The sequence below is a fragment of the Flavobacterium sp. GSA192 genome (assembly GCF_006386525.1).
Classification (GTDB): Bacteria; Bacteroidota; Bacteroidia; order Flavobacteriales; family Flavobacteriaceae; genus Flavobacterium; species Flavobacterium commune.
The window spans coordinates 279,843-293,443 of record NZ_VAHC01000003.1; the positions used below are offsets into that span (position 1 = coordinate 279,843).

Annotated in this window: 12 protein-coding genes; 4 read left to right on the top strand and 8 right to left on the bottom strand. The window is 33.3% G+C overall.

The genetic code is table 11. The annotated features are described in order from the left end of the window. Positions 1 to 184: 184 nt before the first annotated feature. Positions 185 to 1,972: an ABC transporter ATP-binding protein gene (locus tag FDM27_RS08060; protein ID WP_140485886.1), complete on the top strand. Its 1,788-nt coding sequence runs from the start codon at positions 185 to 187 to the stop codon at positions 1,970 to 1,972. Positions 1,973 to 2,280: 308 nt separating this feature from the next. Here the strand turns inward: FDM27_RS08060 and ettA are convergent, their stop codons facing one another. The 4 genes from ettA to holA form a co-directional block, all read right to left on the bottom strand. Further along, positions 2,281 to 3,975, bottom strand: a complete 1,695-nt coding sequence (gene ettA, locus FDM27_RS08065) for an energy-dependent translational throttle protein EttA (RefSeq protein ID WP_071185812.1) — start codon at positions 3,973 to 3,975, stop codon at positions 2,281 to 2,283. 63 nt (positions 3,976 to 4,038) lie between these two features. Continuing rightward, positions 4,039 to 4,428 carry a four helix bundle protein gene (locus FDM27_RS08070; RefSeq protein ID WP_140485887.1) on the bottom strand — a complete coding sequence of 130 codons (390 nt, stop codon included), beginning with the start codon at positions 4,426 to 4,428 and terminating at the stop codon, positions 4,039 to 4,041. A 27-nt stretch (positions 4,429 to 4,455) separates the two neighbouring features. Next, on the bottom strand, positions 4,456 to 4,638 hold the full coding sequence (locus FDM27_RS08075; protein ID WP_026713689.1) for a CAL67264 family membrane protein: 183 nt from the start codon (positions 4,636 to 4,638) through the stop codon (positions 4,456 to 4,458). A gap of 47 nt (positions 4,639 to 4,685) precedes the next feature. Continuing rightward, positions 4,686 to 5,690, bottom strand: coding sequence for a DNA polymerase III subunit delta (gene holA / locus FDM27_RS08080; RefSeq protein ID WP_140485888.1), 1,005 nt, complete (start codon positions 5,688 to 5,690; stop codon positions 4,686 to 4,688). 90 nt (positions 5,691 to 5,780) lie between these two features. On the opposite strand from holA, the gene FDM27_RS08085 reads away from it, so the two are divergent. The 3 genes from FDM27_RS08085 (at position 5,781) to FDM27_RS08095 (ending at position 8,140) form a co-directional block, all read left to right on the top strand. Next, positions 5,781 to 6,245, top strand: a complete 465-nt coding sequence (locus FDM27_RS08085; RefSeq protein ID WP_140485889.1) for a type I restriction enzyme HsdR N-terminal domain-containing protein — start codon at positions 5,781 to 5,783, stop codon at positions 6,243 to 6,245. Further along, positions 6,242 to 7,231, top strand: coding sequence for a glycosyltransferase family 2 protein (locus FDM27_RS08090; protein WP_140485890.1), 990 nt, complete (start codon positions 6,242 to 6,244; stop codon positions 7,229 to 7,231). The genes FDM27_RS08085 and FDM27_RS08090 overlap by 4 nt, the downstream gene beginning before the upstream one ends. A 75-nt stretch (positions 7,232 to 7,306) precedes the next feature. Then, on the top strand, positions 7,307 to 8,140 hold the full coding sequence (locus FDM27_RS08095) for a flagellar motor protein MotB (RefSeq protein ID WP_071185817.1): 834 nt from the start codon (positions 7,307 to 7,309) through the stop codon (positions 8,138 to 8,140). A 116-nt stretch (positions 8,141 to 8,256) separates the two neighbouring features. Here FDM27_RS08095 and FDM27_RS08100 read toward each other — a convergent pair whose 3' ends face one another. The 4 genes from FDM27_RS08100 to FDM27_RS08115 all read right to left on the bottom strand — a co-directional run bounded on the left by FDM27_RS08100 (position 8,257) and on the right by FDM27_RS08115 (position 13,586). Next, positions 8,257 to 9,219, bottom strand: coding sequence for a M23 family metallopeptidase (locus FDM27_RS08100; RefSeq protein ID WP_140485891.1), 963 nt, complete (start codon positions 9,217 to 9,219; stop codon positions 8,257 to 8,259). A 98-nt stretch (positions 9,220 to 9,317) separates the two neighbouring features. Beyond that, positions 9,318 to 9,938, bottom strand: a complete 621-nt coding sequence (locus FDM27_RS08105) for an L-threonylcarbamoyladenylate synthase (RefSeq protein WP_140485892.1) — start codon at positions 9,936 to 9,938, stop codon at positions 9,318 to 9,320. A gap of 97 nt (positions 9,939 to 10,035) precedes the next feature. Continuing rightward, on the bottom strand, positions 10,036 to 10,323 hold the full coding sequence (locus tag FDM27_RS08110) for a GIY-YIG nuclease family protein (protein ID WP_140485893.1): 288 nt from the start codon (positions 10,321 to 10,323) through the stop codon (positions 10,036 to 10,038). Positions 10,324 to 11,252: 929 nt separating this feature from the next. Beyond that, positions 11,253 to 13,586 (bottom strand): ATP-dependent helicase, encoded by a 2,334-nt coding sequence (locus FDM27_RS08115; RefSeq protein ID WP_071185820.1) that lies wholly within the window; start codon positions 13,584 to 13,586, stop codon positions 11,253 to 11,255. Between the last annotated feature and the right edge of the window lie 15 nt (positions 13,587 to 13,601).

Consider the following 13,601-nt stretch of genomic DNA (forward strand, 5'->3'; position numbering starts at 1 on the left):
TGCGAGTGCAAATATACAGCTAGATTTTATATTTGCAAGCATAATTTGAAAATAAATTAATAAAAAATCACACTTATTTTCTTTCTTGCTTAGATACAGACTTTTAGACAAACTAAGCTTAGCTATATTTTTTTGCTATCACTGGCTTATAGTAGTACATTTGCATTCTAAAATAAAAATACGAATGGCTAGGTACAAAGAAAACGATTTACCAAAATCAAAAATTACAGCAAGTTCGCTTAAAAAGGCAAAGATTATTTTTAAATACGCCGGGAATAACAGTTGGAAATTTTATGTAGGATTGATTTTTTTATTGCTAACGAGTGTCACGGCATTGGCCTTCCCAAAGTTCATGGGAATGCTTGTAGACTGTGTTAACAAAAAAGATGCCGGCTTAGCGAACCAAATCGCCTTAGGATTAGGATTGGTTTTAATATTACAATCGGTATTTTCTTTTTTCAGATTGTCTTTGTTTGTTAACTTTACCGAAAACACCTTGGCCAATGTTCGATTGGCATTATATACTAATTTGGTTAAACTACCGATGTCATTCTTCTCTCAAAAAAGAGTTGGTGAATTAAACAGTCGAATTAGTAACGATATTACCCAAATTCAGGATACTTTAACAACAACCATTGCCGAGTTCCTGCGTCAGTTCATCTTAATTATTGGAAGTTTTGTAATGCTAGCCAGTATCAACATTAAGTTGACGATAATGATGGTTTCGATTGTTCCTTTAGTCGGAGTAGCAGCGGTACTCTTTGGTCGTTTTATTCGAAAATATTCCAAAAAAGTGCAAGATCAGGTTGCCGAAAGTCAGGTGGTCGTTGAGGAAACCATGCAAGGAATTAGCATTGTAAAAGCCTTTGCGAATGAGTGGTACGAAATTGCCCGTTATCAGGGTAAAATAAAAGAAGTGGTTAAAGTTGCTATCAAAGGCGGGCAATTAAGAGGTTATTTTGCTTCTTTTATTATCATTTGTTTATTTGGAACTATTGTGGCTGTAGTTTGGTATGGTGTTCAATTAAGTATCGGTGGCGAAATATCCGTAGGTGAATTGTTTACTTTCATTTTATATTCCAGTTATGTAGGTGCTTCTTCGGGAGGAATTGCGGAATTGTATGCTCAGGTTCAAAAGGCGATTGGAGCTACAGAGCGTGTTTTTGAATTACTAGACGAAACTCCTGAAAAAATTAATGCGACTACTAATTCAGCTTCAATCGAGAAAATAAAAGGCAATGTAACTTTCAAAAATGTTGCTTTTAGTTATCCGTCCCGAAAAGAAATTCAGGTGTTGAAAGATGTAAATTTCACGGCTAATTTTGGTCAAAAAATTGCCATCGTGGGACCAAGTGGTGCCGGAAAATCAACTATTGCCTCTTTGTTATTGCGTTTTTACGATATTGATAGTGGAGAAATTTTAATTGATGATAAAAACATCCATGATTTTGATTTGGAAAATCTTCGTGGCAACATGAGTATTGTGCCTCAAGATGTAATTTTATTTGGCGGAACCATAAAAGAAAATATCGCTTACGGAAAACCAAATGCTACTGACGAAGAAATTCTATTAGCAGCTAAACAAGCCAATGCTTACAATTTTATCGAAAGTTTTCCAGAAAAAATGGAAACTGTTGTGGGCGAAAGAGGAATTAAACTTTCCGGTGGTCAAAGACAGCGTATTGCTATTGCTCGTGCTTTACTTAAAAATCCAAGTATTTTAATCTTGGATGAGGCCACTTCTTCATTAGATAGTGAAAGCGAAAAACTAGTTCAGGAAGCTTTAGAAATTTTGATGGAGGGAAGAACAAGTATTATTATTGCACACCGATTATCAACAATTCGCTCTGCTGATCAAATTTTAGTAATCGACAATGGAATGATTAGCGAACAAGGAACGCATTCTGAATTAATAGGCTTAGAAAACGGAATTTACAAAAACCTAAGTAATCTACAGTTTAGTAATTCATAATAAGAAATACACAGATAAACCACTAGGACTTAAAGTTCATAGATTTTGTTGGCAGCCTAAAAATCTTCTAGGTTAAAGACCAATTAGAAAACTTAAACCGCAGATTCGCAGATTTTTGATATAGATGCAAAATATTTCAATCTGGGAATCTGCGGTAATTTTTTTAGAAACTAAAAGTAACAACGTAAAATGCAGAGTTTTAAACTATTTTGAGACTAATTGAAACAGTAAGATTAACTCAAAAAAAAACATAAAAAAAACCGCAAATCCTAATAAAATTTGCGGTTTTAATTTTTCAAGAAAAAAAATTATCCTCTTATTAATTTTCTGTATTTCAAACGTTTTGGAGTTAAATCACCACCAAGGCGTTTCTTCTTATTTTCTTCATATTCGGTGAAACTTCCTTCGAAGAAATATACTTCAGAGTTTCCTTCAAAAGCTAAAATGTGAGTACAAATACGGTCTAAGAACCATCTGTCGTGCGAAATAACTACGGCACATCCGGCGAAATTTTCTAAACCTTCTTCTAATGCACGAAGTGTATTTACATCCAAATCATTCGTTGGCTCATCCAGCAACAATACGTTTCCTTCTTCTTTCAAAGTCATTGCCAGGTGCAAACGGTTACGTTCTCCACCAGAAAGCATCGATACTTTCTTGTTTTGTTCTCCTCCACCAAAGTTAAAACGCGATAAATAAGCTCTTGAATTCACTTGTTTTCCGCCCATCATAATCAATTCCTGTCCGTCAGCAAAGTTTTCCCAAATGGATTTATTTGGATCAATATTAGAGTGCGATTGATCAACGTAAGCAATTTTAACCGTTTCCCCAACAGTGAATTCTCCACCATCAGTTTGTTGTTCGCCCATAATCATTTTGAAAATAGTTGATTTACCAGCACCGTTTGGCCCAATAATTCCAACAATTCCAGCCTGAGGCAAAGTGAAATTCAAATTATCATACAATAATTTTTCTCCAAAAGCTTTAGCAACATTCTTCGCTTCGATAACATTAGTTCCTAAACGTGGACCATTTGGAATGTAAATTTCTAATTTTTCATCCAATTGTTTTTGGTCTTCGTTCAACAACTTATCGTAGTTCTGCAAACGCGCTTTTTGTTTTGTTTGACGACCTTTAGCTCCTTGACGAACCCAGTCCAACTCACGCTCCAAAGTTTTTCTTCTTTTCGAAGCTACTTTTTCTTCTTGTGCCAAACGGTTTGATTTTTGGTCTAACCAAGAAGAATAATTTCCTTTCCAAGGAATACCTTCTCCTCTATCCAATTCCAAAATCCAGCCTGCAACATTATCCAGGAAATAACGGTCGTGCGTTACAGCAATTACAGTTCCTGAATATTGTGCCAAATGCTGCTCTAACCAAAGTACAGACTCCGCATCCAGGTGGTTGGTAGGCTCATCTAACAACAATACATCAGGTTGTTGCAACAACAAACGACATAAAGCTACACGACGACGCTCTCCTCCTGAAAGATTTTTGATTGGTGTATCTCCGTCTGGAGTGCGTAAAGCATCCATTGCAATTTCTAATTTGGTATCGATTTCCCAAGCACCTAAAGCATCAATTTTATCTTGCAAAGCCGCCTGACGCTCCATTAACTTATCCATTTTATCCGGATCAGAATAGTTTTCTTCAAGACCAAATAAATCATTGATTTGGTTGTATTCTGCTAAAACTGCCATTGTTTCAGCAGCTCCTTCCTGAACAATTTCTAAAACAGTTTTAGAATCATCCAAAATAGGTTCCTGCTCCAAATACCCAACAGTGTAACCCGGTTGAAAAACAACATCTCCCTGATAGTTTTTATCAACTCCGGCAATAATTTTTAAAAGTGAAGATTTACCTGAACCATTTAAACCAAGAATACCAATTTTAGCTCCGTAAAAGAAACTCAAATAAATGTTTTTCAACACTGGTTTATCTGCTCCCTGATAGGTTTTACTCAATTTTTGCATTGAGAATATTACTTTCTTATCGTCTGACATAATTTAAAGTTTATTGTTTTTTGTTTGTTGTTTATCGTTTGTTAATTACAAACTACCTTTTAATTATTTAAATTTTAATCCTTTAATTTCACAATTATTCAAATAGTTCATCATCGAACCTATTTTATTTTTTTCAATTTCAATCATTTCATTCAGTTTTAAATGTTGTTCTTCTGAAATCAATTTTTTATCAAAAGCCCTATATGATTGTGATTTTGCTTCACCAGCAGAACCCTTTGCTATACTTAAAAACTGAATAAACTCTCTATTACCATTTCTTTCGAAACCTTCGGCTATATTATCCATTATAGAACCTGAACTTCTGTCAATTTGGTCTTTTAAAGAAAAGTTTGATTTTAAATTTGTAGTCTGAATTAATAATTCAACGTATTGGCAAATTTCTCTTGCTTTCTGCCAAATTTCTAATTCTTCAAATTTTGATATTGTTGCCATAACTACAAACTATTAACTCCAAACTTTTTAAACCCTTCCCTTAAGTGAGCTAAAAACCCATGCAATAGCAAAAAATCCTATTCCAACGGCAGCAAATCCAATACCTGAAACGTCGCGGTATTTGAAGATTCCTAGAGCAATTAAGATTAATCCCATTACAATCATTATAAAAGTAGCCCATCCTAAGATGGTATTCTTATTCATTCCCATTATTATTGTGGTATTTTTTAAAATGCAAATATCGTTAATTTATAATGCTAATTAAAAATATGATACAGCATTTCTTTTAATAAATCAGCATTAGATAAGGCGTTAGCTCCTACTCCTTTGCTTTTAACATCAATTTCTCTTAATGCAGCTACTATTTGACTTACTTTTCGCATCGGATAATTTTTCAAAGCCAGGTCATATTCCTTTAAGAAAAAGGGATTTACCCCTAAAACAGCCGCTACATTCTTAGGGTTTTTGTCTTTTAATCCGTGGTATTTTAATAATTGTACAAAGAATCCAAAAACCAGACTCGTGGTAACAACCATCGGATTTTCTTTAGGATTGCTGGCAAAATTTTCGGCTATGGTGTAGGCTTTTAACTGATTGCGTTCTCCAATGGCTTTTCGCAATTCGAATACATTAAAATCTTTACTGAATCCAATGTTTTCTTCAATATCTTTTGGAGAAATAGTGCTTCCTTTGGGTAAAATAATCTGTAATTTTTCGAGTTCATTATTTATCTTACTCAAATCAGTTCCTAAAAACTCCACTAACATAGCTGAAGCTTTGGGTTCGATAGCATATTTTTTACCTGACAAAACTCGTTTTATCCAATCGCCTACCTGATTTTCATACAGTTTTTTACTCTCATAAACGACTCCGTTTTTGGCTATAGCCTTGGTTACTTTTTTACGTTTGTCTAAGGTTTTGTATTTGTAACAAAAAACTAAAACGGTAGAAAGCATTGGATTTTCGACATAAGCTTCTAATTTATCGATGGTTTTAGTCAAATCCTGAGCTTCTTTTACAATTACCACCTGACGCTCCGCCATCATTGGGTAACGTTTAGCAGTCGAAACAATATCTTCAACCGAAACATCTCTGCCGTACATCACCGTTTGATTGAATCCTTTTTCGTCTTCAGACAAAACATTTTCTTCAATATAATCCGATAACTTATCTATATAATAAGGTTCCTCCCCCATCAAAAAATAAATAGGTTTGATGTTTCCGGCTTTTATATCGTTTACAATTTTTATGACTTCGTCCATTCTTTTGGTTTATAGTTTGGAGTTTATGATTTATCGTTTATTTGAAAACAACAAACCATAAACTATAAACAAAATAACTATTTTTGCTCCATGCAAAAACTCAATTTTCAAGCTTATACTTTTCGTTTCAAAAATAGCGAAAATAAAACGGCAATTTTTGATGAAATCAGGAAAAAATTCATCATTCTTACTCCCGAAGAATGGGTTCGTCAGCATGTAGTCCGTTTTTTATTGGAAGAAAAAAAATATCCAAAATCCTTAATCAATGTCGAAAAAGTATTATTGGTCAACGGATTAAGAAAAAGATACGATGTGGTTGTTTTTAATCCTGACGGTTCCATCCATATTTTAGTTGAATGTAAAGCACCCGAAGTAAAAATCACCCAGGGGACTTTTGACCAAATTGCGCGTTACAATATGACGATGAAATCCAGTTTTTTGATGGTAAGCAATGGATTGAATCATTATTTTTGCCAAATGGATTATGAGAATGAGAAATATCAATTTCAGCCTGAACTTCCCGATTATAAAATAGAAAACACATCAAAACTTTGAAAAAAATAGCAGTCGTTATCCTCAATTGGAATGGAACAAAATTACTGGAACAGTTCTTACCTTCCGTTGTAAAATATTCTCCAGAAGCTGAAATTTATGTTGCCGACAATGCTTCGACTGATGATTCTGTTGACTTTGTAAAAGCGAATTTTCCAACTGTTAAAATTGTAAAAAACACCGGGAATTATGGTTTTGCCAAAGGTTACAACGAAGCTTTGCAACACATTGATGCCGAAATTTATGCTTTGGTCAATTCAGATATTGAAGTGACTGAAAATTGGTTAAATCCTATTCTGGAAACTTTTGAAAAGGAATCTAAAACAGCTATTATCCAACCTAAATTATTGGATTTTAAAAACAAAGAATACTTTGAATATGCGGGAGCTGCCGGTGGCTTTTTAGACAAATACGGTTATCCTTATTGTCGTGGACGTATTTTTGAAACTATCGAAAAAGATAACGGGCAATATAATGATGCCCTAGAAATCACTTGGGCTTCAGGAGCCTGTTTTTTTATTCGAAGCAAAGTTTACCATGAATTAAAAGGATTTGATGCTGATTTTTTTGCACATCAGGAAGAAATTGATCTATGCTGGCGTGCCAAAAACAAAGGACATCAGATTAAATACAACCCTAATTCGATAGTATATCATGTAGGCGGAGCGACTTTACAACAAGGAAATCCAAAGAAAACCTTTCTGAATTTCCGAAATTCATTATTAATGTTGGTTAAAAATTTACCCAAAGAAAGTTTGTATTCGGTTTTATTTATTCGATTATTACTCGATGGAATTGCTGGAATACATTTTTTAACACAAGGAAAATTCAGTCATTTCTGGGCAATTTTGAAAGCACATTTTTCCTTTTACAGCTTGTTTTCAGAAACTTACAAGAAAAGAGGTGATTTTCAATCAAAAACATACTATACTGTTAAAAGTATCGTTATAAATTACTATTTAAACAATGGCAAGGTCTTTGCGAAGTGAAATTAACATTATTTTATATTTAATTTCTAAACATTAAAAACTAAATTTGTAAAAACTCAAAAACTAATAAAATTTATGAAAAAAGTTGTAATTGCCCTTTCGGTACTCGCTCTTTTAACTTCTTGTGTATCTAAAAAGAAATACGCAGCTTTAGAAGCAAAAAACAAAGAAACTCAGGATTTATTAAATACTGCTACTGTAAAATTAAATTCTTGCCTTGAAGAAAAAGCAGGACTTACAGCAAGAGTTGAAGGTTTAAAAGAACAAAATCAAGGTTTAATCAGTACTTCAAAAGATTTGACTATGTTAACAGCTAAAGGAGCTGAAAACTTAGAAAAATCACTGGAAAGCTTAAAAGAAAAAGATTTAAAAATATCCAGACTTCAGGATGCTTTAACCAGAAAAGACAGTGTTACACTTGCTGTTGTAACCAGCTTAAAAAGCGTAGTAGGATTAAACGATGAAGATATCGAAATCAATGTTGAAAAAGGAGTAGTATTTATTTCTATTTCTGATAAAATGTTATTTAAAACAGGTAGTTATAATGTAACTGACAGAGCAAAAAGCGTTTTAGCAAAAGTGGCAAAAGTAGTTAATGATAAACCGGATTTTGAATGTATGGTTGAAGGTCATACTGATAATGTACCTTACATTGGAAACAACATCTTGTTAGACAACTGGGATTTGAGTGTGAAACGTTCTACTTCTATCATCCGTGTGTTAACAAACGAATTAGGTGTGAAACCAGAACAATTAGTTGCAGCAGGTAGAAGTTCTTATGTTCCTTTAGTACCAAACACTTCTGCTGAAAACAGAGCTAAAAACAGAAGAACCCGTATTCTTGTTCTTCCTAAAATTGACCAGTTCTATGATATGGTTGAAAAAGAAATGAAAAAACAACAAAAATAAGATAGTGGTCAGTGAACAGTCCTGATAGTTCTCGGTATTAGTTTACGGCTTACAACAAAAAAACGTCCCATCCCTTAGTTATCGGGATTTGGGACGTTTTTTTTATGGCAATGTGGTCAAAAATAGTTGGTAATTTTATCTCCTTTTATTGGAGAATAATTCTTTTTTAAAGTACCATTAACCTTTATGGAATCAAAATAACACTTTATCCCTTTAGCTTTATCAAAACTTTCTTGGTTTTGAATATGAAAATGTAAATGTGGCTCTGAAGAATTACCAGAATTCCCACTCAAACCAAGTAATTTACCCTGTTTTATAAAATCCCCTTGTTTTGCTTTCAATGAATTTTGCTTGAAATGTGCCAATAAAATATACTCTTCATTTTTTGTTTTCAACAAAATAGAATTCCCTAATAAAAACATCGTATTCATAACTCCTGGAACATTGTCTTTAATTCCATCAATGGCAAAAACAACTTCTGCATCGCAAGGAGCAATAATTTCTTTTCCAAAACAATAATAATCTTCGTTTGTTTTACCATCTGTTTTATAACTTTTTCCCTCCTTATTAATCACAATATCAAATGCATTCTGCTGAAAATTTGAGACAACATGATAATTTAAAATTCTGCTATCACCACCCCAAAAAACCGTCCATTCTTCTTTAAAAGGTAATTGCATAGGAGTAACATTTCTTTTAATTTCAGGAAATTTACTGGCATCATAAGGCGAAGCATAAATTCCACTTATTTTAGTATCACTTAAGGCTAGATATAAACACAATACACCTTTATCAAAATCAGTCTTGTAAACATCAAAATTATCCTTAAAACCTACCAATTCCATTTTATGAATTGTACCATAACTTGAATTCAATTTTGTTAAAAAATCTTTCATTTCGTTAAGAGGTAAATTCTTTTTGGCAAAATCCGAAAATGAAGCATGTATCTTATCATACTGTGATGCATTATATAAATTTTGAAACTGCTTTAATATAGCTGGATTTTCAATATTTTCACTTTGAGAATATCCAACAACCAAATTGAAACATAATAAGATTACGAAGTAATATTTTTTCATTTTTAAACTATTTCGAACTAATTAATATTTATAAAAGTATAAAAAAAACATCCTGATTACTCAAGATGTTTTTTATTGACTAAAAATCCTTTTTTTACTTAAAGGATATCCAAACTTCCCTTTCCTTCACGAATTACTTCAGGTTCATGTCCTGACAAGTCAATAATAGTCGAAGCCACATTATCCCCATAACCACCAGCAATAACCATATCAACCAGATTCTGCCATTTTTCAAAAATCAGTTCAGGATCAGTGGTATATTCTACCACATCATCTTCATCACGAATAGACATTGTAACGATAGGATTTCCCAGTACTCTTACAATTTCCAGCGTAATATTATTTTCAGGCACACGAATACCCACAGTAGTTTTCTTTTTAAATTCTCTTGGTAAATTATTATTTCCCGGTAAAATAAAAGTATAAGGACCCGGCAAAGCTCTTTTTAAAATTTTAAAAGTCGCGGTATCAATTTGCTTCACATAATCCGAAAGATTGCTCAAATCGTGACAAATAAACGAAAACTTCGCTTTTTCAAGCTTTACACCTTTAATTTTTGCGATTTTTTCTAAAGCTCTGGAATTAGTAATATCGCAACCCAAACCATACACAGTGTCTGTTGGATAAATTACCAGACCACCATCTCTTAAAACCTTAACCACTTTAGCAATAGCTGCTTCGGATGGTTTGTCTTCGTATATTTTTATGAATTCTGCCATTTTTTATTTTATTATTATATCCCCGTCACTTCGAGTGATTTTTAATAGTAATGCGACAGCTTTACTATTAAAAATTGTATCGAGAAGCATTAGTTATTTAAAACTTTTTCTTTGCTAAATTAGGAAGTTTATCATACTCTTCATTAATCAATGCCTCTTTTTTTGCTCTGGACCATTTTTTAATCTTTTTCTCAATATCAATTGCAAAATTAATATCTGTGAATTCACAATAATAAACTAACTCAACAGGTCTTTTATCTACTGTGTAACAATCGGGATAAAAGCCAGTCTCATGCTGAAATAATCTTTGCGTTAAATTACTTGTCACTCCAACATAATAAGAATTGTCAGAACATTTTAAAATATAAACGTAGGACTGTTTCATACTTATTGAATTAATTATCATTCATCATCACTTTTAAAGACAATACTCGTCTCTTCGAGTGGTTTTAAATAGTAATTCTGCAGCTTTACTATTTAAAATTGTATCGAGAAGTATTTTAAATCATCAAGGTTCTCGATACAATTTTTGTTCCTTTACTCTCCACAAAAAATACTCGAACAGATGAGAATGTATTATTAACTAGTGTTCCAGTATTTTATGAATAAACAAACTTTGCCAATGTAAGGATTACAATGATGGAAGTAATAATTAACCAATTTTCATTTGTAGGTTTATATTTTTGTTTGAATTCTGAATTATTTAAAACTACTAGAATTGCTACAAATGCAATTACCACAATGTACATAATAATTTTTGAATTCAAATTCAATTGACTCGATTCATTTAGAGATATTCTATAGAAACTAAATACAAATAGAATTATATACATTGTCCACGTTATAATACTTAGAATCCAACCTTTTATAGAATTCTTAATTAATAGAAAACCTGAAAAAATCGATATGATTGATACTGTAAAAAGTATATAATTCTTTTTAAAACTTAATTCTAGAATACTTTTATGATCGATTAATGGATTTATCCATAAAATTGAATAATATTCCCAAATTGTTATTGCTATTACTGACAATATTAATAAACCCAAAATAATTTGGACTCCTGATATAATTGTTTCAAATATCTTCCAATTCTGTTTCATTGAATCCTTTATGATTTAATTATCTGGATTATTATTATAAAGACTAAACTCTCGTCTCTTCGAGTGATTTTCAATAGTAATGCGACAACTTTTCTATTGAAAATTATGTCGAGAAGCATTTTAAATTATCATGGTTCTCGATACAAATTTTCTGAAAAAACTATCGCATTTTCAGAAAATTCACTCGAACGGACGCAGATGAAAAATTCAGCTACCCAATAACATCCAACTTCGCAAATCGTAGCAAAAGCTTTTTAATCCCTCCCACTTCAAACTTAATTTCAGCCTTTTTATCGGCACCAACGCCTTCCAAATTTAATACTTGTCCTCGCCCAAAACGTTCGTGCATAACAATATTTCCGGCAGTTAATTGATTATCAAATAAGTTCGCAGCTCCTGAAGGAGCATTAGAAGAAACCGGTTTTAATTTTCTGATTGCCGCTTCCGGTTTGGGTTGGTTATCAGTAATATATTTTGGAGGCGTTCCATTTGAAGGTTTTGCTAAACGTAATTTAGATTTGTCTACATCTCCAAAAACATCCTTATCAATCATAGGTTTAAATCGATAATTACTTTCGGCCGGTGTTAGGTATTCTAAAAATTGCCCATCAATTTCTTCGATAAAACGCGAAGGTTCGCTGTCTGTCAATTTCCCCCAACGGTAACGCGATTGCGAATAAGTCAAATACGCCTGATGTTCGGCCCTTGTTAAGGCAACATAAAACAAACGGCGTTCTTCCTCTAATTCTGAACGCGTACTCATACTCATAGCTGACGGAAACAAATCTTCTTCCATTCCTACCACAAAAACATGAGGAAACTCCAGTCCTTTTGCCAGGTGAATCGTCATCAAAGCCACACGATCTTCATCGCCGGTATCTTTGTCTAAATCGGTTGCCAATGCCACATCTTCCATAAATTCAGACAAAGAACCACGGGCTCCATCAATTTCTCTTTGACCTTCGGTAAAATCTTTAATACCGTTTAATAATTCTTCGATATTCTGGATTTTTGCCATTCCTTCCGGAGTAGCATCTTTCTTTAATTCCTGAACTAATCCTGTTTTTTTAGAAACATGATCCGTAATATAAAAAGCATCCTGATTTTCGTTAATCACCTGAAAACTCTGAATCATCGTAACGAAATCCTGTAATTTCTGTTTGGTTCCCGAATTCAGTTTTAAATCGATGCGATCAATATTCTGCATCACTTCAAAAATTGATCTTTTGTAATGATTCGCTGCAACAGTCAATTTTTCAATAGTCGTATCCCCTATTCCTCGTGCCGGATAATTGATAACACGTATTAAAGCTTCTTCGTCCTTAGGATTAAGTACTAATCGCAAATAACACAAAACGTCTTTGATTTCTTTTCTTTGGTAAAAAGACAAACCTCCATAAATTCGATACGGAATATCTCTTTTTCTGAGTGCATCTTCCATTGCTCGCGATTGCGCATTAGTGCGATACAAAATAGCAAATTGACCGTTAGTCATTTGATTTTGCATTTTTTGTTCGAAAATAGTGCTGGCAACAAAACGACCTTCTTCTGCATCGGTTAAACTGCGGTGTACTTTAATTTTTGGTCCAAACTCATTGGCAGTCCAAACCACCTTCTCCAGTTTGGTTTTATTATGTTCCATTACCGTATTTGCTGCTTCCACAATATTTCGGGACGAACGGTAATTTTGTTCTAATCTATAGGTCTGAACACCTTGATAATCTTTTTGGAAATTCAGGATATTATTGATGTTCGCTCCACGGAAAGCATAAATACTTTGTGCATCATCACCCACCACACAAATATTCTGGAATTTATCCGATAAAGCACGAACAATCAAATATTGAGAATGGTTAGTATCCTGGTACTCATCCACCAAAATATAGCGGAAACGATTTTGGTATTTGGCTAAAACTTCCGGAAAACGAGTTAATAATTCATTGGTTTTCAACAATAAATCATCAAAATCCATCGCTCCCGATTTGAAACAACGATCTACATAAGCCTGATAGATTTCGCCCATTCTCGGCTTTTTAGCCATGGCATCGGCTTCCTGTAAATCGGGATCATTGAAATAGGCTTTGACCGTAATCAAACTATTTTTGAAAGTCGAAATTCGGCTTAGAATCTGTTTGGGTTTATAGATATCCCTGTCCAATTGCATTTCTTTAATAATTCCGGAAATAGCACGCAGCGAATCCTGAGAATCATAAATAGTAAAATTAGAAGGATAACCTAATTTGTCTGCTTCCGAACGTAAAATTTTAGCAAAAATAGAGTGAAAAGTTCCCATCCAAAGGTTTTTGGCTTCGCTGGCACCCACAATGTCAGCAATACGGTTTTTCATCTCACGCGCCGCTTTATTGGTAAATGTAAGCGACAAAATATTAAAAGCATCAATTCCCTGATGCATCAAATAAGCAATTCTAATGGTTAACACACGGGTTTTTCCAGAACCGGCACCGGCAATAATAATCATTGGACCATCTTTTTGTAGTACTGGTGCGCGCTGAGCTTCGTTGAGTTGGGAAATATATTGTTGCATTATTTTTTTCTATTT